Here is a 21,098-nt window from a genome sequence, read left to right as displayed (position 1 = left end):
CGTCCGCGCTGCGGAAGCGGCTGATCGAGGAGGCCGAGCAGGCGGACGTGATCCTGCTCGGCGCCCCGATGTACAACTACGCGATCCCCTCCACGCTGAAGGCGTGGATCGACCACGTCTTCCTCGGGGGCCGCACCGCGATGGCCGAGAAGCCCACGCTCGCCGGCAAGCGCGCCGTCGTCGTCGCCAGCCGTGGCGGCTCGTACCGCGAGGGCACGCCGATGCACGGCAACGACTACGTCGAGGACTACCTGCGGCTGGCCCTCGGCAAGGGCTTCGGTCTGGACGTCACCTTCATCGTCCCCGAGCTGACCGCCGCCCCGCACGTCCCGGCGATGGCCGAACTGGTCCCGCTGTACGAGGCCTCCCGCGCCGAGTCGTTCGCGACGGCGGAGTCCCTGGCGAAGGAACTGGCGGTTCAGCTGGCCGCGTAGGCGAGGAAGGCGCTCCAGGAGGACGGCTCCACGGCGAACGTGGGGCCGTCCTGGACCTTGGAGTCCCGGAGGTGGACGACGGCGCCTTCCGGCCGGTCGCTGTGGGCCACCTCGTCCCGCCCCGCCACGAGTGCGTCTACGTCCGGCAGGTCACCTGCTGGTGACCCGTCCGTTTCAGCCCCGCTTGACCAGCCAGGTGAAGGCCAGGGCCGGGGTCAGGGCGGCGAGGAGGGCGGGGGCGCGGTCGTGGCCCGCGACCTCGAAGTCCAGGGCCACCGGCAGGAGCAGCACCAGGCCCGTCAGGAGGATGCCGAGGGCGGGCAGGTGGACCTCGGGCTCGAAACGGCGCAGCCCGTGCAGCTCGTCGGCGTCCATGCAGCCCGTCAGGATCGCGCCCGCGACCAGGACCCAGGGCGCGCCCCAGAACGCGAGGAAGAGGAACCCGTACGCCCGCTGGTCGCGCGCGCCGTTCTCGACGACGGGCACCTCCGGGTCGCGGGGCGCGAAGTACACCCCCACCTGCGTGCGGCCGGGCACGGGCGGGTCGTAGCGGGTGTACATGCCGCGGACGGTGACCTCGCGCGGCCCGGACGCGTACGGGATCCGCAGGACGAGGTCGGTGAGGTAGTACGCGTCGTGGTCGTCGTCGGCCTCGTGGAACTCGGGCTCGCCCGCCAGGCGGACGACGCCGACGTCGTACTCGTCGTACCCGACGCGCTCCAGGCGCTCGGTCTCGCGTCCGTAGTCACTGCCGACGGTGCAGGCCGTCAGGAAGGCGGCGGCGGTGGCGAAGGAGAGGCCGAAGCCGAACACGTACCGCAGGGCGGGGTTCGGCCTGCGGCTCTCGCGGTACGGCTTGGCCAGCGGGTCGCGGGAGCGGGTGGAGGCCCGGTACGAGGCGACGACCCAGGCGGCGGCGAAGAGGACGGTGAGTCCGGCGAGCGCCGACTCGACGACGAGCGGCGGGTACGGGGAGATCCCCGCGAGGGAGGCGACCACGGCGGCCCCGGCACTGAGGAGCATCCCCCAGCCGGTCGACGTCGTGGCGGCACTACGGCCGGGCGTGTACATGCCGCGCAGCATAGGCGCGCCGCTCCGCACCCGGGACGGCACGCCCGCCCAGCAGGGGCTCAGCAACGTGTCGGGTCCACCCCGGTCTCGGTGGACAAGATGGCCATGGCCGGTCCCACCTGCGGTTCCTTACCCTCGGTCGCATGACCCCTCATGTCGAACCCGATCCTCAGGCCGGCGCGGCCGTCAAGGCCGCCGACCGCGCGCACGTCTTCCACTCCTGGTCCGCACAGGGACTGATCGACCCGCTCGCCGTCGCCGGCGCGGAGGGTTCGTACTTCTGGGACTACGACGGCAACCGCTACCTCGACTTCACCAGCGGCCTCGTCTACACCAACATCGGCTACCAGCACCCCAAGGTCGTCGCCGCCATCCAGGAGCAGGCCGGGAAGCTCGCGACCTTCGCGCCCGCCTTCGCCGTGGACGTCCGCTCCGAGGCCGCACGCCTCATCGCCGAGCGCACCCCGGGCGACCTGGACAAGATCTTCTTCACCAACGGCGGCGCCGAGGCCGTCGAGAACGCCGTCCGCATGGCCCGCCTGCACACGGGCCGCCACAAGGTGCTCTCGGCCTTCCGCTCGTACCACGGCGCGACCTCCACCGCGATCAACCTGACCGGTGACCCGCGCCGCTGGGCCTCCGACACCGGCTCCGCGGGCGTCGTGCGCTTCTGGGCGCCGTTCCTGTACCGCTCGCCCTTCTACGCCACCACCGAGGCGGAGGAGAGCGCGCGGGCCCTCCAGCACCTGGAGGACACGATCGCCTTCGAGGGTCCGGCGACGATCGCCGCGATCATCCTGGAGACCGTGCCCGGCACCGCCGGCATCATGACCCCGCCGCCCGGCTACCTGGCCGGCGTCCGCGAGATCTGCGACAAGTACGGCATCGTCTTCGTCCTCGACGAGGTCATGGCCGGCTTCGGCCGCACCGGCAAGTGGTTCGCCGCCGAGCACTTCGACGTCGTGCCCGACCTGATGACCTTCGCCAAGGGCGTCAACTCCGGCTACGTGCCGCTCGGCGGCGTCGCCATCAACGCCGAGATCGCCGCCACCTTCGACAAGCGGCCCTACCCCGGCGGCCTGACCTACTCCGGTCACCCGCTGGCCTGCGCCGCCGCCGTCGCCACCATCAACGTGATGGCCGACGAGAAGGTCGTCGAGCACGCCGCCCACCTCGGCGAGAACGTCCTCGGCCCCGGCCTGCGCGAGCTCGCCGAGCGCCACCCGTCCGTCGGCGAGGTCCGCGGCATGGGCGTCTTCTGGGCGCTCGACCTGGTCAAGAACAAGGAGACCCGCGAGCCGCTCGTCCCGTACAACGCGGCGGGCGAGGCCAACGCGCCGATGGCCGCGTTCGGCGCCGCGGCGAAGAAGAACGGCCTGTGGCCCTTCATCAACATGAACCGCACCCACGCCGTTCCCGCCTGCAACGCCTCCGAGGCGGAGGTCAAGGAGGGTCTCGCGGCCCTCGACGCGGCCCTCTCGGTGGCCGACGAACACACCGCCTGACCGCGAAACGAGGAGGCCCCTCCGCCTGGACTAGGGTGTCCGAAACCGGACGGAGGGGGCCGACCCATGCCCGCGAGCGGAGCTGTCACGCGCAACACCTTGCGACAGCAGATTGCGGACGCGCTGCGTGACGAAGTGCTCGCAGGCCGTCTCCAGCCGGGCGAGGAGTTCACCGTCAAGCAGATCGCCGAGCAGTACGGGGTCTCCGCGACGCCCGTCCGCGAGGCCCTCGTCGACCTCTGCGCGCAGGGCCTCCTCGACTCCGACCAGCACCGCGGCTTCCGCGTCCACCAGTACTCGATCGCCGACTACCGGGACATGGTCGAGGCCCGGATGCTCGTCGTCGACGGCATCTTCCGCCGCCACGCGCCGGGGACCGTGCCCCCGGAACCCGACCACAACCTCGGGGTCGCGCTCGTCTCCATACGGCGCCGGGGCGAGGCCGCCGCCCGCGCCGCCCGCGCCGGGGACCTCGACATCCTCATCGGCTACGACATCCGCTACTGGCGCGAGCTGGGACGGCTCGTCTCCGCCAACGACCACATCGCCGACTTCCTGCACCGGCTCCGCGTCCAGGCCTGGGTCTTCTCCGTGCCCTACCTGCGCTCCGAGCGGGACGTCCTCGGCTGGCTGTGGAGCGGACACGTGGAGCTGGTCGACGCGATCACCCGCGGCGACGCGGAGGCCGCCGTCCAGGTCGTACGGGACTACAACGCGCACTCCCTGGAGTGGGCGGACCGCCTGGAGGCGCGGGCCCGCTGACCTGCCGTCGGGTTGAGGCCGGGTCTCCGGGGGCAGGTGGTCAGCGGGTGGGCGTCGTCGGCCGAGCCGACTACCCTGGCCGTCCCTGCAATTGACGGAGAGCGAGCCTCCCTTGGCCTGTGACCTGTGGCTGGTCCCCCTCGTCGACGTGCTGTGCCACAGCCCCGACAATCCCTTCGCCGAAGAGATAGCCGCCTACGACGCCGTGCTGAGCGCCTCGGGCCTGCCGACCGTGCCCGTCTACGCGTACATGCCGGGGCTCTCCGGCGACGTCGCCCCGGTCGCAGGATTCGACTACGAGGCCCTGCACTTCCTGCGCCGCGCCTACCTGCTCCAGATGTGCGGACTGCCGGTCGAGCCGGTCGGCGAACTCGGCGGGGACTACGAACAGCTCCTGGAGATGTTCGAGGCGACCGCCCAGCAGTCCCACCTGGTCTGGCACTACGACCACGCCGGCGCCTACGTGCCGGTGGACTTCCCGGTGCCGCTCGCCAGCGACGAGCTCCTCGAAGGCGGCGGGCCGCTCGGCTCCTCGTACGGGCTGCTCCGGGAGCTGGAGTTCGTGGCGCCCTCGATCGGCATCGACCCGGCGAACCCGCCGGCGGCCCCGCAGCCGCCGGAGCGGCCCACCACCCTGGAGGAGCCGGCCGCGGCCGTCCCGTACGAGGACCATCCCTTCGCGCGGGAGCGGCACGTGTGGCTGGGGCTGCACGCGGCGGCGACCCGGAGCCTCGCCCAGGGCTCGATGATCATCCTGAGCTGAGGCCTTCCGGTCCCCGGAGAGCGGCCCGCGTCAGCGGGCCTCCGGGCCCCGGGGGCCGGCCTTGGCGGGCCCCCGGGCTGGTCCTGGCGGGTCTCCGGGCCGGTCCTAGCGGGCCTCCGGGGGCCGCTGGCGCGGCATGTTCGGTCTGGTACCCGGCGGCAGCGGGAAGCGGCCCGAGGGGTGGGGGATCTCCGCCCTGGCCGGGACCACGCCGACCGACTGGAGCGCCAGCGGCGCCGGACCCGAGCGGAACTCGACCATCCAGTCCGTGGTCTCCGCCCGTACCAGCTCCGTCACGTCCTCCGAGAAGCGGCGCAGCACGCCGAGACAGCGCTCGGCCGCCTCGCTCGCCGTGCCCTCCGTGGGGCCCAGGACCTCCCGGACGCTCTCCGAGGCCCAGTCGAACTGGAGCGCCTGGAGCCGGCGCTGCACGGCCTGCGCCGTCGCCACGTCCCTTATCCAGCCGGACGTCAGCCCGAAGTACCGGTCGCAGGCCATGCAGGCCGCACCGAGCAGCAGGGACAGATAGCCCCAGCTCGCGACGGACCCGGCGACCCCGGTCAGGTCGAGCAGCGGGAGCGCGGCGCCCGCGATCGCCCCCACGGCCGTGCCGATCCGCAGGATCCGGGCGCAGCGGCGCTTCCAGACGCGGTCGGAGAGGTACCACTCGGCGGTGCGCAGCGCGTTCGTCTCGACCCAGCGGTACAGCTCGTCGAGCCGTTCGGCCGGCTCGCCCCAGTCGCCCAGGGGGAACGGCGTACCGGTCAGATCGCGGGTGGCGTCTCCCCCGGGGGGCCCCGGCGGCTGCATCTCCGGCTGCTGGCTCACCGGGGGACTCCTCTGTTCAGCTCAGCGCTCATGTCCTTCTGTGACATGCGGTGCACGTGGTGCCTGCCCTTCCTACCGCCGAATGGTGGGCGATGGGCCCGGAATCCCGGGATTTCCGCCCGCAAGAGGGTGTTGATCAGGTAGAGGAGCCCGCAGTTTCTCACTCGAAAGAGTTGCGTCGGCGCCCCGGTCGAGGAACACGTAGGCTCGGCATACCGACGTAATCGACCTGAGGAGTGACCGTGATCCCCGGTGGCGGCCAGCCCAACATGCAGCAGCTCCTGCAGCAGGCCCAGAAGATGCAGCAGGACCTCGCCCGGGCCCAGGCAGAGCTCGCGGCGACCGAGGTCGACGGCCAGGCGGGCGGCGGCCTGGTCAAGGCCACCGTCACCGGCTCCGGCGAGCTGCGCGGCCTGGTCATCGACCCCAAGGCCGTCGACCCCGAGGACACCGAGACGCTCGCCGACCTGATCGTCGCCGCCGTGCAGGCCGCCAACGACAACGCGCAGCAGCTCCAGCAGGCCAAGCTCGGCCCGCTGGCGCAGGGCATGGGCGGGATGCCGGGCCTGGGCTTCTGAGCCCCTTCTAAGGCTCGCTTCCAGCCACTACCGTAAGAATCAAGCACTTCCGAGAAGGGCGTTCCGGTGTACGAAGGCGTGGTTCAGGACCTCATCGACGAACTGGGCAGGCTGCCCGGCGTCGGTCCCAAGAGCGCGCAGCGGATCGCCTTCCACATCCTCCAGGCGGAGCCCACGGACGTCCGCCGCCTCGCGAACGCGCTGCTCGAGGTCAAGGAGAAGGTCAGGTTCTGCGCGGTCTGCGGGAACGTGGCGCAGCAGGAGCAGTGCAACATCTGCCGCGACCCGCGCCGCGACCTGACCGTCATCTGCGTGGTCGAGGAGCCCAAGGACGTCGTGGCGATCGAGCGGACCCGCGAGTTCCGCGGCCGGTACCACGTCCTCGGCGGCGCGATCAGCCCGATCGAGGGCGTCGGCCCGGACGACCTGCGCATCCGCGAGCTGCTCGCGCGCCTCGCGGACGGCACCGTCACCGAGCTGATCCTCGCGACCGACCCGAACCTGGAGGGCGAGGCCACCGCGACGTACCTGGCGCGGATGATCAAGCCCATGGGGCTGAAGGTCACCCGGCTCGCCAGCGGACTCCCGGTCGGCGGCGACCTGGAGTACGCCGACGAGGTGACCCTCGGCCGTGCCTTCGAGGGGCGGAGGCTGCTAGATGTATGACGACAGGGCCGGCGCGCTCGCCCGCGTGCTCTCAGGGAGGCTGCTCGATGTCTGACGCCACACTGCACTCCGTCACGCAGGATCCGGACGACTTCGCGGTCCAGATCGCCGACTCGATCGAGAGCTTCATCGTCGCGACGACCGAGGTCGCCAAGGGTGACGAGCCGGACAGTGCCGTGCCCTTCCTGCTCCTGGAGATCTCCCAGCTGCTCCTGGCGGGCGGCCGGCTCGGCGCGCACGAGGACATCGTCCCGGACGAGCGGTACGAGCCGGACACGGGCCCCGAGCCGGACGTCGACGAGCTCCGCGAGCGGTTCGCCGTCATGCTGGACCCGGTCGACGTCTTCTCCGAGGTCTTCGACCCGTACGAGCCGCGCAAGGCCCCCGTCCCGGCCCGGATCTCCGACAACCTCGCCGACATCGTCACCGACCTGCGCCACGGCCTCGCCCACTACCGCGCGGGCCGCACCAGCGAGGCGCTGTGGTGGTGGCAGTTCTCGTACTTCTCCAACTGGGGCCCCACCGCCTCGGCCACCCTCCGCGCCCTCCAGTCCCTCGTCGCCCACGTCCGCCTCGACCAGCCCCTCGCGGCCCTCGACGGCCTCGACACCGACGAGGACCTCACCGAGGACGACCTCGCGGAGGAGGCGGGCCGCGTGATGCTGGAGGAGATCGCGACGCCGCTGGGGCTGCGGGGCCGTCCGCTCAGGAAGTAGCCCGCTCCACGAGCCGTACGAGGTGGCTGATGTCCTTCTCGTACGTGAACTCGCGCAGCAGCGTCCCCCAGCCGCCCTGGGGGTCGCGCTGCCAGACGAAGGTGTAGAGGACGGGCAGGCCGTCCTTCACCCGGTGCACGACGATCCAGCCGTACGCGCCGAACGCGCCGGTCGCGAGGAAGGTCGCGTCGTCGGCGGACTCCCCGACGTTCTGGCCCTGCGCCTTCAGGGCGCGGAACCGGTTCATGAACATGTCCTTCGTGAGGGTCACGGTCAGGCCCTCCTCGTCGCAGCGGACGTTCTCGAAGGCGGGGTCGTACAGCGCGTCCAGTGCCTCGACGTCCATGGCGAGTCCCGCGTCCAGGTAGGTGCGCATCCGGGTCACCAGGGTCTGGTCCATGATCGTCTCCTCTGCTCTCCGTGGTCTGTGATCCGTGATCCGTGGCCCGTGGCCCGTGGTCCGTGGCCCGTGGTCCGTGGTCCCACCGTGGCGGAGGCCACCGACAGATCACCGACCGATCACCGACAGGCATGGAGTGATCATTCTCTGAGCCGTGCGTCTCACCATGCGATATCACGGTGGCGTTTCCGGGTCCCTCGATAGACTGAGCCGATCGCAGCGCCGGCTGCGGCACAGACTGAGCGAGGAGCGCACGTGGGCCTTGTCGTGCAGAAGTACGGAGGCTCCTCCGTTGCCGATGCCGAAGGCATCAAGCGCGTCGCCAAGCGGATCGTGGACACCAAGAAGGACGGCCATCAGGTCGTCGTCGTGGTCTCCGCGATGGGCGACACGACGGACGAGCTGATCGATCTCGCCGAGCAGGTATCCCCGATGCCTGCCGGACGTGAGTTCGACATGCTGCTGACCGCCGGAGAGCGGATCTCCATGGCCCTGCTGGCCATGGCGATCAAAAACCTGGGCCACGAGGCCCAGTCGTTCACCGGCAGCCAGGCAGGCGTCATCACCGACTCGGTCCACAACAAAGCGCGCATCATCGATGTCACGCCGGGCCGGATCCGCACCGCCCTCGACGAGGGCAACATCGCCATCGTCGCCGGCTTCCAGGGCGTCAGCCAGGACAAGAAGGACATCACCACGCTCGGGCGCGGCGGTTCCGACACCACCGCCGTGGCGCTCGCCGCGGCCCTGGACGCCGAGGTCTGCGAGATCTACACCGACGTCGACGGCGTGTTCACGGCCGACCCGCGTGTGGTGAAGAAGGCGAAGAAGATCGACTGGATCTCCTTCGAGGACATGCTGGAGCTCGCCGCCTCCGGCTCCAAGGTGCTGCTGCACCGCTGCGTCGAGTACGCACGCCGTTACAACATCCCGATCCACGTGCGCTCGTCCTTCTCGGGGCTGCAGGGCACCTGGGTCAGCAACGAACCGCAAGGAGCCCAGAAGGTGGAGCAGGCCATCATCTCGGGTGTCGCCCACGACACCTCCGAGGCGAAGATCACCGTCGTCGGGGTGCCGGACAAGCCGGGCGAGGCCGCGGCCATCTTCCGCGCCGTCGCGGACGCCGAGATCAACATCGACATGATCGTGCAGAACGTGTCCGCGGCCTCCACCGGGCTCACGGACATCTCCTTCACCCTCCCCAAGGCCGAGGGCCGCAAGGCCATCGACGAGCTGGAGAAGGCGAAGGACGCGATCGGTTTCGACTCGCTGCGCTACGACGACCAGATCGGCAAGATCTCCCTGGTCGGCGCGGGGATGAAGACCAATCCGGGCGTCACCGCCGACTTCTTCAAGGCGCTGTCCGACGCGGGCGTGAACATCGAGCTGATCTCGACCTCCGAGATCCGCATCTCGGTCGTCACCCGCGCCGACGACGTCAACGAGGCCGTGCGCGCCGTCCACACCGCCTTCGGTCTGGACAGCGACTCGGACGAGGCCGTCGTCTACGGAGGCACCGGCCGATGACCCCGAAGCCGACGCTCGCGGTCGTGGGAGCGACCGGGGCGGTCGGCTCGGTGATGCTCCAGATGCTCACGCACCACGCGGACGTCTGGGGCGAGATCCGCCTCGTCTCCTCCCCGCGCTCGGCCGGCTCCAAGGCCGCCGTGCGCGGGGAGGAGTGCGAGATCCTCGCACTCGGCGAGGACGTGTTCGAGGGCGTCGACCTGGCGCTCTTCCTGGTGCCGGAGGACGTCGCCGCCCGCTGGGCGCCGATCGCCGTCTCCAAGGGCGCCGTCGTCGTGGACACCTCCGCGGCCTTCCGCGCCGACCCCGACGTCCCCCTCGTGGTCCCCGAACTCAACGCGCACGCCGCACGGGTACGCCCCCGGGGCATCGTCGCCGGACCCGGCTCCACCACCCTCGCGCTGATCGTCGCCGTGGGCGCCCTGCACGCCGAGTTCGGGCTCGCCGAACTCGTCGTCACCGCCCAGCAGGCCGCCAGCGGCGCCGGCGCCGGACAGGCCGGGGTCGACGCGCTCCGCGCCCAGCTCGGCCTGGTGGCCGGCGGCGGCGACCTGGGCACCCACCCCGGAGACGTACGGCGGACCGTCGGCGAGAACACCGGACCCTTCCCCGGCCCCCTCGCGCTCAACGTCCTGCCCTGGTCGGGCGCCCCCGGCGCCGACGGGGCCTCCAGCGAGGAGGAACGCGTACGGGACGAGACCCGGCGCGTCCTCGGCCTGCCCGGCCTCCGGGTCGCCGCCACCTGCGTGCGCGTCCCCGTCCTGACCGGGCACTCCGTCTCCGTGCACGCCCGATTCGAACACCCCGTCCCCGTCGCACGCGCCCACGAGGTCCTGGCGACCTCCCCCGGGGTCGTGCTCTACGACGACCCGGCCGCGGGCGACTTCCCCACCCCCGCCGACGTCGTCGGTACCGACCCCGCCTGGGTCGGCCGGGTCCGGCGCTCCCTCGACGACGAGCGCGCGCTCGACTTCTTCGTCTGCGCCGACAACCTCCGCAAGGGCGCCGCCCTGAACGCGCTTCAGATCGCGGAATCGCTTGTCACGGATTTGTGGGATCTGTGAACGACCTGTGAGCAAAAAGGCGTCAGATCCCTCTTGAACTGCGGTGATGCGGTGGTTGACGATGCACTTCCCCCGTACTGCAACCAGAGTTGGGCGGGGCGCGTCTCTGCGTGCACCCACGACCGTGTGGCGCGGGACACGCCGGAAGCGGGGCATCGGGGGAGAACGGTTACGCATGAGGACGAACAAGTCACCGTCGAAAAGGGTGGCGTACGCGTACAACCCTGTCGGGGGGAAACGTGTCCAACAGGCGTGGCAGAGGTACTCGACATCGCGACCATCGCCCCGCTGCGCGGCGGCACGGCGGTGCTCCCCGTGCGGAGCAGTGCCGTCGTACCCGTGCGCGGCACGGCGGTCCGCCCGCTCCGGCGCCCGCGCGCACTCGGCGGCATGCCGGTGATCGCCCCCGTGCCCACCGGATCCCACACGCGCGGCGTCGACGGCATCCCGTCGCCCCGCAGGAGCGCCGAGGCCGTCCCGGCGGCCGGCACCACCGTCGACCACCTGACCGAGACCTACCGGGCCCACTACCGCTCGCTGCTCGGTCTCGCCGCGCTGCTCCTCGACGACACGGCCTCCTGCGAGGACGTCGTCCAGGAGGCCTTCATCCGCGTGCACTCGGCCCGCAAGCGGGTCCGTGAGCCCGAGAAGACCCTCGCCTACCTGCGCCAGACCGTGGTCAACCTCTCCCGGTCCGCGCTGCGCCGCCGCATACTCGGCCTGAAGCTGCTGTCCAAGCCGATGCCGGACATGGCCAGCGCGGAGGAGGGGGCGTACGAGCAGCTGGAGCGCGAGGACCTGATCAAGGCCATGCGCGGCCTCCAGCGGCGCCAGCGCGAGGTGCTCGCCCTGCGGTACTTCTCCGACATGACCGAGGTCCAGGTCGCCGAGACGCTCGGGATCTCCCTGGGCTCGGTGAAGGCGTACGGTTCGCGGGGCATCGCGGCGCTGCGCGTCGCGATGGGAGCGACGACATGAGCGAGGCACCCGGCGGGGACGGCGTGGCCCACGAGGACCGTGACGGCGACGACGTCCCCGAGAGGCATGCCGCCGAGACGGTGCGCGAGGACGGCGACGCCGGTGAGAAGCAGCCTGACGCCCTGGATGTACGTGACGAGCTGAGTGGACAGCGCATGGTGAAGATCGAGCCCGGGCCCGGCGAGGGCGACGACGAGCTCGCGCTGCGACGGCTGTTCCAGGACGCCGTGGCCGGCATGGAGCCCTCCCCCGGCTCGCTCGAGCACCTGCGCCGGGCCGTGCCCGCGCGGCGCGCCCGCAAGCGGCAGGCCGTCGTCGGCGCCGCGGCCGCCGCCGTCCTCATCGGCACCGCCGTCCCCGCCTTCGTGCACGTCGCCGCGTCCGGCGGCGTCTCCGCCGCCCACCCCGTGAACGCCGGGCACGGCGAACAGGCCCAGGGCGGCACCGGCACCGAGACCGGCATCGAGGGCGGCAAGAGCTCCACGGCCCCCGCGAGCACCGCCTCGCCCAGCCCCGGCGCGGCCGACGGCACCTCCGGCAAGCCGCCCCGCCCCGTAGCCGACGCCTCCGGCGGCGACCCGCGGGCGACGCTCGGCGCCGGCCCCGACTCCGCCCCGCGGTGCGCCGCCGACCAGCTCGTAGTCACCCGGGAGGGAGCCGAAGGGGCCGACACCGAGGGCAAGGTCCACGGCACCTTCCGTATCGCCAACGCCTCCGGACAGGACTGCGCCGTGGCCGACGCGGGCGTCGTCGGCTTCGAGGCCCGCGGGGCGGCCGACCCGGCGCTGATCTCGGTGGTCCGGCACACCGCGGGGGACGGCGGCAGCGGACTGCCCGACCCCTCGCAGGAGGTCTCCGCGCTCGTCCTGAAGCCGAAGGGCAGCTACGAGGTGAAGTTCGTCTGGGTGCCGAGCGAGACCTGCCCGACGACCGGCACCACTCCGACCCCCACGCCGACCACCCCGACCGAGCCCCCGGTCACGCCGACCCCGACGGCCACCTCGTCGGGCGGTACGGGCAACCCCGACCCGAGCGCGAGCACCGACTCCGGCGGCACCGGCACCGGACCGGGCGCCGGCACGGGCTCCGAGGAGGGCGCCGGCGCGGCACCCCAGCTGGTCCACGAGGACGGCGCCCCGGCGGACGGCAGCGTCGTCGTCAACCACACCGCGGCGCCGGGCGGCCCCACGGCCTCGGCCGTCATCCCGAACGCCTGCGCCGGCACCATCTACCGCACCGGAGTCCTGTCCGCCTTCTGAGGCACTGCCGCACGGCCTGTGGGACCGGGGAGTCCCACGGGCCCGCGTCGAACGGGCTACGTCTCGAACGGGTCAGTGTCGGACGGGCTGCTTCTCGGACGGCCCGGCGTCGGACGGCCCGGCGTCGGGCGGGCTGCGTATCGAACGGCCCGGCACCGAACGGGCCCGCGTCGGACGGGTCGCGTCTCGAACGGCCCGGCACCGAACGGGCCCGCGTCGGACGGGTCGCGTCCTACAGGCCCAGCGCCTCGTCGCGGGAGGCCTCCACCTCGCGGCGCACGAGGCGAAACCACATGAAGACGACGAAGCCCGCGAAGACGAACCACTCCGCCGTGTAGCCCAGGTTCTGGAAGGCCTTCGCGTCCAGACCCGTGCCCGCCGCGGCCGCCGCCGGGACCGGCGTGAGCCCGGCGGGGGAGTCCGCGAGGGTGATCCAGGCGTCGTAGACGTCGTCCGTGACCACGTTCACCAGGGACGCCGCGCTGATCATCCCTAGCTGCCCCTCCGGCAGCCCGCCCGCCGTGTGGACGCCCTTCGTGCCCGGGTTCTCCGAGGCCTGGAGCGCACCCACCACCGTCACCTCGCCGGACGGCGGGGCGGGGGCCTTCGCGCCCGTGGGGAGCCAGCCCCGGACCACCGGCAGCGACCGGCCGCCGTCGGTCTTCAGGAGCGTCAGCACGTACGAGCCGGTCCGGCCGTCCAGCTCGCGGTCCGGCACGAGGAACTGCTCCCCGAACCGGCCGCGCGCCCGGGCCGAGCGGCCCGAGGTCTCCTTGTCGACCGGCAGCAGCGAGTCCAGCGCCTCGGCCTTCAGCGAGCTCGCGGCGGGACGCTCCTCGGCCTCCCGGTGGGACTCGACGCGGTCCTCGAACTTGCCGAGCTGCCACGTCCCCATGAACACGCAGAACGGGATCGCGAGGAGGACGAAGACGTTGATCCCCCACCAGCGGGGCGTCATCAGGAACCGGTACACGCCCCCCACGGTACGCAAGCGGACTCAGGCTCCCGCAGCCCGGGTCCCCAGGTGTCTCGCCGCGAAGTCCAGGTCCAGGGCGACCTGCTTGATCCGCTCCTCCACCACGAGCGAGCCGTGGCCCGCGTCGTACCGGTACACCTCGTGGACCGCGCCCCGGGCCGCGAGCCGGTCGACGTAGTTGTCGATCTGCCGGATCGGGCAGCGCGGGTCGTTGACGCCGGCCGTCAGGTGCACCGGGGCCTTCACCGCGTCCACGTACGTCAGCGGCGACGAGGCCGCGTACCGCTCGGGCACCTCCTCCGGGGAGCCGCCCAGGAGCGTCCGGTCCATCGCCTTGAGGGCCTCCATCTCGTCCTCGTACGCCGTGACGTAGTCCGCGACGGGCACCGCCGCGAGACCCACCGCCCAGTCGTCCGGCTGGGTGCCCAGACCGAGCAGCGTCAGGTACCCGCCCCAGGAGCCGCCGGAGAGGACCAGGCGCTCCGGGTCCGCGAGGCCGCTCGCCACAGCCCAGGCGCGGACCGCCGCGATGTCCTCCAGCTCGATCAGACCGACCCGGTGCTTCAGCGCGTCCGTCCACTCCCGGCCGTACCCCGTGGAGCCCCGGTAGTTGACCCGCACCACCGCGTACCCGTGGTCCACCCAGGCCGCCGGGCCCGAGGCGAAGGCGTCGCTGTCGTGCCAGGTGGGCCCGCCGTGCACCTCGAAGACCGTCGGGAAGGGGCCCTCTCCCTCCGCCGGGCGCTGCACGAGCGCGTGGACCCTGCCGCCGGGCCCCTCCACCCACACGTCCTCCACCGGCACCGACGGCGGCGCCTTCGGGCCCGGGGGGTCCAGGACGACGCCGCCGGCCGTGGAGCGCACCACCGGCGGCTCGGCGGCCGAGGACCACAGGTACTCCACGGACCCGTCGGGCCGGGCCGTCGCGCTCGACACCGAACCGGCCGGGGTCTCCACCCGCACCAGGGCGCCGGTCGCGATCTCGTACCGCCACAGCTCGCTGCGGGCCTCGAAGCCGTGCACGATCAGCAGCCCCGACCCGTCCGGGTACCACTCCGCCGACACGTCGCCCGGCAGATCGAGTCGCAGGTCCGTCTCGGTGCCCGTCGCCACGTCCCACAGCATCGGCTCCCAGCGGCCGCGCCGCTGGTGGCCGACGAGCAGCCGGGTGTCCCCGGCCAGCGGCGCGAAGCCGAGGACCGTGAGCCCCAGCTCCTCCGTGCCGCCCTTGGTGTCGTCGAGCTCGGCCACCACGCCCGCGTCCGAGGCGCGCAGCACGCGCAGCGCCGAGTGCATCGCGTCGCCGTGCTCGGTGTGCTCGATCGCGATCAGCGAGCCGTCGTACGACAGGTCGCCGACGCCGGCCGACTCCCGGTGCCGGTAGATCTCGACCGGGGCGTCGGCCCCCGGCCGTACGAGATGGACCGTCGAGCCGTCCTCGTCCGTGGAGCGGCCCACCACGAGCGTGCCCTCCCGGCCGATGGCGAGCCCGGCAGGGTAGGACGGGGCCAGGCCGGGCACGGCCGGCTCGTCCTCGCCGCCCGCGAACGGCTGGCGCATCCACACCCCGAACTCGTCCCCGTCGGTGTCCGCGAACCACCAGATCGAGGCGCCGTCCGGCGACAGCGTGCCGTCCGTCGTCCCGTTCGGCCGGTCCGTCACCTGCCGCTGCTCGCCGCTCGCCCGGTCCCAGGCGTACAGCTCGTACGTCCCGGTCGCGTTGGACACGAACAGTGAGCGGTCCGGGGCCTCCTCGGCCCATTCGGGCAGGGAGACACGGGGCGCCCGGAAGCGCTGCTCCCAGACCGGGGTGTCGCTGTGCTTGCTCTCGGTAGTCATGGCATCCATCATGCTCCGCGCCGCCGACAATCGGGTCGCGTCCTCCGCAGCCTGTGGATAACCTCGCCGACATGTACTCTCCGACGCCCGAGGACTGGCGCGAGGCCAATCGCGCGAAGTGGGACGAGCGCGTCCCGATCCACGCCGCCAGCGAGTTCTACGACCTGGACGCCTTCCGCGCGGGCAAGGACCCCCTGCGGGACTTCGAGCTCGCGGAGGTCGGCGACGTCACCGGCCGCTCCCTGCTCCACCTCCAGTGCCACATCGGCCTGGACACCCTCTCCTGGGCCCGGCACGGCGCCTCGCACGTCGTCGGCCTGGACTTCTCCGAGCCGGCCGTCGAGACCGCCCGCTCGCTCGCCGCCGACCTGGGCCTCTCGCAGGAGCGGGCCGCGTTCGTCGCCGCCGACGTGTACGACGCCGCCGAGGCCGTCCCCGACCGCTCGTACGACATCGTCTACACCGGCACCGGGGCGCTGAACTGGCTGCCCGACCTCGACCGCTGGGCGGAGACCGCCGCCTCGCTCGTCGCCCCGGGCGGCTTCCTCTACGTGGCCGAGTTCCACCCGCTGACCGACTCGCTCGACGACGAGACCGGCAGCCGGGTCGTGCACGACTACTTCGTCCGCGACCCGTGGGTGGACACCACCCCGGGGACGTACGCCGACCTCGACGCCGTCACCGTCCACAACCGCAGCGTGGAGTGGGTGCACCCGGTCGGCGAGGTCGTCACGGCCCTCGCGAAGGCGGGCCTGCGCATCGAGTTCCTGCACGAGCACGACGCCTCGCTCTTCCAGCGCTACGGGACCCTCCACCGGCACGAGGACGGCTACTACCGCTTCCCGGCGGACCGCCCCCGCATCCCGCTGATGTACTCGGTCAAGGCGTCGCGCCCGGCCTGATCCCGGTCACTGCCCGATCCTGGTCACTGCCCGATCCCGGGCACTGCCTGATCCGGATGACGGCCCGTCCGCCGCCGAGGTCCACCGTCGAGTGGCGCGGCGGCGCGCCGTCCTCCTCGTCGTCACGAACACGGCGAACTCCATGCCCCTCATCGGAACACGCCCCGCCGCCCTGTCAGGGGGTGGTCGCGGGCCTTACGTGGTGGGTGCGGCGGCCGTCCGGGCCGAGGACCTGCGCGCCGATCTTGTGGGTGCGCAGGGAGACCGCGGTGCCGGTGATCCGCAGCGCCGGCGCGGCCCGCACGAGGGCCGCCGTCACGTCGTGGAGCTCCTCGACGGTACGGAGCCACATGGCGAGCGCCAGGTTGTGCGGCCCGGTGACCGAGGTGACCACCCGGGTCTGGCGCAGCCGGCCGAGCGAGACCACCGACTCGGCCACGTCCAGGGGCGGTACGTCCGCGGTGACCAGCGCCCACACGGGCCGGCCGGAGAAGCGCGGGGCGGGCAGGCAGTGGTGGTGGAAGCCGCCGGCCGCGCCGAGGGCCTCCAGCCTGCGGCGTACGGTCGACTCGCTCGTGCCGCACTGCCGGGCCAGCTCGGCGGCGCTGCGCCGGGCGTCCCCCGCCAGCTCCGCGACGATCCGCTGGTCGAGCTCCGTGACGGGCGGGTACGCGCGCGTGGAGGACCGGGTCCGCCGGTCGCCGCCGGTGATCCCGGTGAGGTGCTGCACCTGCCCCGGGGTGAGCTGCTCGATCCGCGAGCGGTACGGGCGGTTGTGCAGCTGGGTGACGACCTGCGTGCGGGCCCTGAGCACCCCGGGGAGCCGCCGCACCCGCCCGGCGAGGTAGCCGTCGAGGGCGTACAGGTCCGGGCAGTTGACGAGCAGGATCAGGTCGGCGTCGCCGGTCACCTGGTGGACGCCGAGGGTGTACGGGTCGTCCGCGACCTCGGTCGCGGTGGTCTCGGCGGCTCCGGCGACGCACTCCAGCTCCACCCACGCGTACAGGGTGTCCTCCGTGCCGCGGCGGGCGGCGAGCATCGAACTCCAGGCGTACCCGCCGGCGGTGAGGGTCTCCCAGCGCCGGGCGAGGGTGTCCGGGCTCACGGCGAGCACGCCGGAGAGCTGGGTCCAGCTGGCGCGCGGCGCTATCTGCAGTGCGTGGATCAGTGCCAGATCCGACTCCCCCAGGACGGATTCCCTGGTATGCATGTGCCTCCTTGGTCGATCCCGGGGAAACCCTGGGTCCGGGCACGGGAAGGCACCAGGATGTGGACCGGGGCACAGGCATTCAAGTCGCGACGCCTGCCGATTTCCATTGAATCCGTCCTATGCCACAGGAGAAGGGCGGAGAACCGACACGGGGGCCGGACACATGTGGTCAGGAGAACCACCGGAGACCGAACTGCTGTGGGGCGAGACGGTCGGTCTTGACCAGATCGCCGCGGCCGAGCGCGGCTACGAGAGCTGCGGCCCCGCCGAACGGCTCCTGTGGGAGCGCCTCTCCGTCTTCGAGGGCGCCTTCGGCCGGGAGGCCGTCCGAGAGGTCTGCGCCTCCGGCACGCTGCCCGCCGGACGGATCCAGCAGGTCCTCGACCGGCTCGCGCCCCTCGCCCTCCTCCCCGTCGACGACCTCTTCGACGGGGAGGACGGCCTGCCCCGCTACTGGATGCCGCACCCGATGCGGGCCGTCGGCGCCCGCCGGCTCACCGCGCGCGGCGACCGCTGGGCCGTCCTCCTGCACCACCGCAGGTGGTGCGTGAAGGTGGCCCGGCGGGCCGCCGACTGGTGGCAGCGGGGCCGCCAGCTCGATGCCCGGGACCTCGCGCTGCGCGAACTGCCCGACCTGGCCGCCGCCATGGACCCGACGACCGCGCCGCTCTCGCCGAGCGCCGAGGCCGAGACGTCCGTCGAGATCGCGGTCTCCCTGTGGTTCCTGTGGGTGGCCTGCGGGCGGATCGCCGAGGGCCGCTCCCGGCTGCGGCACGCCCTCAGCCTGCACGCGGGACCGCCGTCCGCCCGCGCCCTGTGGCTCGCCGCCTTCCTGGAGCTGGAGTCGGGCCGCCCCGAGGACGCCGACCCGCTCCTCGCGCAGGCCTGGGCGGCGGCCGTACGGGACGGCGACGAGCGCTGCCTGGCGCTCCTGGCCCATCTGCGCGGCGCGACCGCCCTCTACCAGGGGCGTACGCGCGCGGCGGCGGCCGAATTCCGGGAGGCGCTCGCCCTGATGGAGGAGCACCCGGAGTTCGGGCCGACCCGGCGGGCGTGCTGGGTCGGGCTCGCGCTCTCCCTGTGCCGCTCCGACCCGGAGGCCGCCCAGGAGGCCCTGGACCAGGGGGACCTGGACCACGAGAGCCGACGGACCTGGGTGGGCCGCGACATGTGCGCCGAGGCCTGGGCGTACCACGTACGGGCCGAACTCGGCGCCTGGGACGGGGAACGGGAGCGGGCCGCGGAGTACGCCAGGAGGGCCCTGTGCGAGCATCTGCGGCTCGGTTCCGCGGTGGGCGCGGCCTGCGCGGCGGAACTCCTGGCCCAGATGCGGGCGCTGGAGGGCCGCCGTGACGCGGCGGCCCATCTCCTGGGCGCGGTGGACCTGTTGCGCACCTCGGTCTTCGACACCTCGTACCGGCCTGCGGAGTACTGCCTGGTCACGCGCGCGCGTGGCGAGGAGGCCCTGGGGGCGCTGCTCGTCGACCCGGAGCTGCGGAGCGCCTACGAGGAGGGCGCGAGGCGCGGCCTGTTCGCGCTGGCGGGCGAGCTCTAGGGGCTGTCCGGCGGACCCGGCCCTGATCCGGCGGGCCCGGCCCTGATCCGCCGGACGGGCCTTGATCCGACGGACCCGGCCCTGATCCGCCGGACAGGCCTTGATCCGCCGGACGGGCCCCGGGCGCCGGTTGCTCCCGCGCCGGTCACGGCGTGACGATCGGGAACCGGGCGTCGGGCTTCGTCACGTACGAGAAGAGGCGGGCGAGCAGGGCCGGGTCGCCCTCCGCCTCGATCCCGAGCTCCTGGACGCCCCTCCCGGAGAGGAGGCCGAGGAGCTGGACCTTCCCGAGGGCGAGGGTCAGTCCGGCGGGCGTCCGGGGCTCGGCGACCACCCGGTGGGTGAGGGCGCCGTTGTGCAGGGTGAGCCGGTGCCGCTCGCCCGCGTCCGCGACGCCGTCGAGCATCACCAGGTCGATGGTCAGGTCCTCGTCCCAGGCGCGCGGCCCGTCGATCGCGATGGCGATCGAGTCGATCAGCATGGGGACGGTGAGGGCCATCGCCATCTCGGGGTTGGTCATGTCGACCATCTCGCCCGTGACGCCCTGCCGGAGCTCCTGGGCGCCGCGCAGGTAGAAGTTCCGCCAGGTCGCGTTCTCGGCGCCGTACCCCAGCGTCTCGTACACCCCGGCGAGGGCCCGCTTCGCCTCCTCGTTCCCGGGGTCGGCGAAGACCACGTGGTTGAGCAGGGTCGCGGCGAAGCGCGGGTCGCCGCCCTCGGCGTACGCGCGGGCCTTGGCGAGGGCCTCGGCGGGGCCGCCGGCCACGTCCACGTACCGCCGCGCGAGCTCCACGGGCGGGTGCTCCCACAGGTGGGCCGGGTTGCCGTCGTACCAGCCGAGGTACCGCTGGTAGACCGCCTTGCTGTTGTGGTTGAGGGAGCCGTAGTAGCCGCGGGCGTGCCAGGCCTTCTCCAGGGCCGGCGGCAGTTCGATCCGCTCGGCGATCTCGACGCCCGTGAACCCCTCGTTGAGCAGGCGGAGGGTCTGGTCGTGGAGGTACGCGTAGAGGTCGCGCTGCTCGGTCAGGAACCGCACCACGTCGTCGTGGCCCCAGGTGGGCCAGTGGTGGGAGGCGAAGGCGACGTCGTACCGGCCGTTGAAGTACTCGATCGCCTCGTCCAGGTAGTGCGCCCAGATCCGGGAGTCGCGGACGACCGCGCCGCGCAGGGTGAGCACGTTGTGCATGTTGTGCGTGGCGTTCTCCGCCAGGCACAGGGCGCGGTGGTCGGGGAAGAGGAAGTTCATCTCGGACGGGGCCTCGGTGCCCGGCGTCAGCTGGAACACGATCCGCACCCCGTCGACCGTCTCCTGCTGCCCGGTCTCCGTGATGTCCACGGTCGGCGGGATCAGGCTGATGGTGCCCGTGGAGGTGCCCTGGCCGAGGCCCACGCCGATCTGGCCGTCGGGGGCCTTCGGGAGACCGACGCCGTACATGTAGCTCGCCCGGCGGGTCATCGCGGTGCCCGCGTACACGTTCTCGCTGACCGCGTGCTCCAGGAAGCCGGCGGGGGCGAGGATCGGGACGCCCTCCTCGGTGCCGTGCGGGAGGACGCCGCGGACCCCGCCGAAGTGGTCGCCGTGCGAGTGGGTGTAGATCACGCCGGTGACCGGCCGGTCGCCGCGGTGCTCCTTGTAGAGCGCGAGGGCGGCGGCCGCCGTCTCCACGGAGATCAGCGGGTCGATGACGATCACCCCGCGCTCGCCCTCGACGAGCGTCATGTTGGAGATGTCGAGGCCGCGGACCTGGTAGATGCCGTCGGTGACCTCGTACAGGCCCTGGCGCGCGGAGAGCTGCCCCTGCCGCCACAGACTGGGGTGCGCCGTGTCCGGGCACTCCGCCTTGAGGAAGTCGTAGGCATCGTTGTCCCAGACCACGCGGCCGTCGGCGGCCGTCACCACACCGGGGACGAGCGCCCCGAGGAAGCCCCGGTCGGCGTTGTCGAAGTCGGTCGTGTCCTCGAAGGAGGGCAGGGCGTCGCTCATGTGCCAGGTGCTCCGTTCCGCGCGGGCGGTGATCGGCGTACCGGTTCATCTGAACACCGGGGTACCACGGTCGCACTTCGG

The 21,098-nt window shown here is 72.6% G+C and carries 21 protein-coding genes and 1 pseudogene; 13 read left to right on the top strand and 9 right to left on the bottom strand.

Features of this window, described 5'->3' with window-relative positions:
- Positions 1-434 (top strand): NAD(P)H-dependent oxidoreductase (locus CCN56_RS08950; protein WP_086825288.1); only part of this gene is annotated, 434 nt, incomplete at its 5' end.
- Here CCN56_RS08950 and CCN56_RS08945 read toward each other — a convergent pair.
- Positions 419-544, bottom strand: a complete 126-nt coding sequence (locus CCN56_RS08945) for a DUF397 domain-containing protein (RefSeq protein WP_256961874.1) — start codon at positions 542-544, stop codon at positions 419-421. The two genes, CCN56_RS08950 and CCN56_RS08945, sit on opposite strands and share 16 nt — an antisense overlap.
- Before the next feature lie 64 nt (positions 545-608).
- On the bottom strand, positions 609-1,505 hold the full coding sequence (locus CCN56_RS08940; protein ID WP_143664471.1) for a hypothetical protein: 897 nt from the start codon (positions 1,503-1,505) through the stop codon (positions 609-611).
- A gap of 143 nt (positions 1,506-1,648) precedes the next feature.
- Between CCN56_RS08940 and CCN56_RS08935 the strand changes: the two genes are divergently transcribed.
- From CCN56_RS08935 to CCN56_RS08925, 3 genes are all read left to right on the top strand, one after another.
- Positions 1,649-3,010 carry an aspartate aminotransferase family protein gene (locus tag CCN56_RS08935; protein WP_041129946.1) on the top strand — a complete coding sequence of 454 codons (1,362 nt, stop codon included), beginning with the start codon at positions 1,649-1,651 and terminating at the stop codon, positions 3,008-3,010.
- A 66-nt stretch (positions 3,011-3,076) separates the two neighbouring features.
- Positions 3,077-3,772, top strand: coding sequence for a GntR family transcriptional regulator (locus tag CCN56_RS08930; protein ID WP_086825278.1), 696 nt, complete (start codon positions 3,077-3,079; stop codon positions 3,770-3,772).
- Positions 3,773-3,884: 112 nt separating this feature from the next.
- Positions 3,885-4,535 (top strand): hypothetical protein, encoded by a 651-nt coding sequence (locus tag CCN56_RS08925; protein ID WP_086825276.1) that lies wholly within the window; start codon positions 3,885-3,887, stop codon positions 4,533-4,535.
- Between the two features lie 105 nt (positions 4,536-4,640).
- On the opposite strand, the gene CCN56_RS08920 is transcribed toward CCN56_RS08925, so the two are convergent.
- Positions 4,641-5,345 carry an SLATT domain-containing protein gene (locus tag CCN56_RS08920; RefSeq protein ID WP_256961875.1) on the bottom strand — a complete coding sequence of 235 codons (705 nt, stop codon included), beginning with the start codon at positions 5,343-5,345 and terminating at the stop codon, positions 4,641-4,643.
- A 260-nt stretch (positions 5,346-5,605) separates the two neighbouring features.
- Here CCN56_RS08920 and CCN56_RS08915 point away from each other — a divergent pair, with 260 nt between their 5' ends.
- The 3 genes from CCN56_RS08915 to CCN56_RS08905 all read left to right on the top strand — a co-directional run bounded on the left by CCN56_RS08915 (position 5,606) and on the right by CCN56_RS08905 (position 7,323).
- Entirely contained in the window at positions 5,606-5,941 is a 336-nt protein-coding gene (locus CCN56_RS08915) for a YbaB/EbfC family nucleoid-associated protein (protein WP_086825272.1), read from the top strand.
- 66 nt (positions 5,942-6,007) lie between these two features.
- Positions 6,008-6,607, top strand: coding sequence for a recombination mediator RecR (gene recR / locus CCN56_RS08910; protein ID WP_086825270.1), 600 nt, complete (start codon positions 6,008-6,010; stop codon positions 6,605-6,607).
- Between the two features lie 47 nt (positions 6,608-6,654).
- A complete protein-coding gene (locus CCN56_RS08905) occupies positions 6,655-7,323 on the top strand; it encodes a DUF5063 domain-containing protein (RefSeq protein ID WP_041129941.1) in 669 nt (222 codons plus the stop codon).
- Here CCN56_RS08905 and CCN56_RS08900 read toward each other — a convergent pair.
- Positions 7,313-7,723: a DUF4440 domain-containing protein gene (locus CCN56_RS08900; protein WP_086825268.1), complete on the bottom strand. Its 411-nt coding sequence runs from the start codon at positions 7,721-7,723 to the stop codon at positions 7,313-7,315. The two genes, CCN56_RS08905 and CCN56_RS08900, sit on opposite strands and share 11 nt — an antisense overlap.
- A gap of 255 nt (positions 7,724-7,978) precedes the next feature.
- Here CCN56_RS08900 and CCN56_RS08895 point away from each other — a divergent pair, with 255 nt between their 5' ends.
- The 4 genes from CCN56_RS08895 to CCN56_RS08880 all read left to right on the top strand — a co-directional run bounded on the left by CCN56_RS08895 (position 7,979) and on the right by CCN56_RS08880 (position 12,551).
- Positions 7,979-9,250: an aspartate kinase gene (locus tag CCN56_RS08895; protein WP_086825266.1), complete on the top strand. Its 1,272-nt coding sequence runs from the start codon at positions 7,979-7,981 to the stop codon at positions 9,248-9,250.
- Entirely contained in the window at positions 9,247-10,314 is a 1,068-nt protein-coding gene (locus CCN56_RS08890; protein ID WP_086825263.1) for an aspartate-semialdehyde dehydrogenase, read from the top strand. Before CCN56_RS08895 ends, CCN56_RS08890 begins: the two co-directional genes overlap by 4 nt.
- Positions 10,315-10,566: 252 nt before the next feature.
- Complete coding sequence (locus CCN56_RS08885) at positions 10,567-11,292, top strand: SigE family RNA polymerase sigma factor (RefSeq protein ID WP_086825261.1); 726 nt, start codon at positions 10,567-10,569, stop codon at positions 11,290-11,292.
- Complete coding sequence (locus tag CCN56_RS08880) at positions 11,289-12,551, top strand: hypothetical protein (protein ID WP_256961873.1); 1,263 nt, start codon at positions 11,289-11,291, stop codon at positions 12,549-12,551. The genes CCN56_RS08885 and CCN56_RS08880 overlap by 4 nt, the downstream gene beginning before the upstream one ends.
- Positions 12,552-12,783: 232 nt before the next feature.
- On the opposite strand, the gene CCN56_RS08875 is transcribed toward CCN56_RS08880, so the two are convergent.
- Positions 12,784-13,524, bottom strand: coding sequence for an SURF1 family protein (locus CCN56_RS08875; protein WP_086825259.1), 741 nt, complete (start codon positions 13,522-13,524; stop codon positions 12,784-12,786).
- Positions 13,525-13,548: 24 nt separating this feature from the next.
- Positions 13,549-15,375, bottom strand: a complete 1,827-nt coding sequence (locus CCN56_RS08870) for a prolyl oligopeptidase family serine peptidase (protein WP_373412842.1) — start codon at positions 15,373-15,375, stop codon at positions 13,549-13,551.
- A gap of 62 nt (positions 15,376-15,437) precedes the next feature.
- Here CCN56_RS08870 and CCN56_RS08865 point away from each other — a divergent pair, with 62 nt between their 5' ends.
- On the top strand, positions 15,438-16,268 hold the full coding sequence (locus CCN56_RS08865; protein ID WP_086825255.1) for a bifunctional 2-polyprenyl-6-hydroxyphenol methylase/3-demethylubiquinol 3-O-methyltransferase UbiG: 831 nt from the start codon (positions 15,438-15,440) through the stop codon (positions 16,266-16,268).
- Here the strand turns inward: CCN56_RS08865 and CCN56_RS44340 are convergent.
- Positions 16,246-16,389, bottom strand: a pseudogene (locus tag CCN56_RS44340) (hypothetical protein); the annotation flags it as partial. The gene CCN56_RS08865 and the pseudogene CCN56_RS44340 overlap by 23 nt on opposite strands.
- 54 nt (positions 16,390-16,443) lie before the next feature.
- Complete coding sequence (locus CCN56_RS08860) at positions 16,444-17,478, bottom strand: Lrp/AsnC family transcriptional regulator (protein ID WP_086825253.1); 1,035 nt, start codon at positions 17,476-17,478, stop codon at positions 16,444-16,446.
- Positions 17,479-17,641: 163 nt separating this feature from the next.
- Between CCN56_RS08860 and CCN56_RS08855 the strand changes: the two genes are divergently transcribed.
- Positions 17,642-19,033 carry a hypothetical protein gene (locus CCN56_RS08855; RefSeq protein WP_086825251.1) on the top strand — a complete coding sequence of 464 codons (1,392 nt, stop codon included), beginning with the start codon at positions 17,642-17,644 and terminating at the stop codon, positions 19,031-19,033.
- Positions 19,034-19,178: 145 nt separating this feature from the next.
- On the opposite strand, the gene CCN56_RS08850 is transcribed toward CCN56_RS08855, so the two are convergent.
- The gene (locus tag CCN56_RS08850) at positions 19,179-21,017 is read right to left on the bottom strand and encodes an alkyl/aryl-sulfatase (RefSeq protein WP_086825249.1); all 1,839 of its coding nucleotides are present in this window, start codon (positions 21,015-21,017) and stop codon (positions 19,179-19,181) included.
- Positions 21,018-21,098: the final 81 nt, after the last annotated feature.

This window comes from Streptomyces sp. NRRL B-24572, assembly GCF_002156145.1.
Taxonomy (GTDB): Bacteria; Actinomycetota; Actinomycetes; order Streptomycetales; family Streptomycetaceae; genus Streptomyces; species Streptomyces vietnamensis.
The sequence above is the reverse complement of the archived record's forward strand: the minus strand, read 5'-3'. Positions and strand labels throughout refer to the sequence as shown.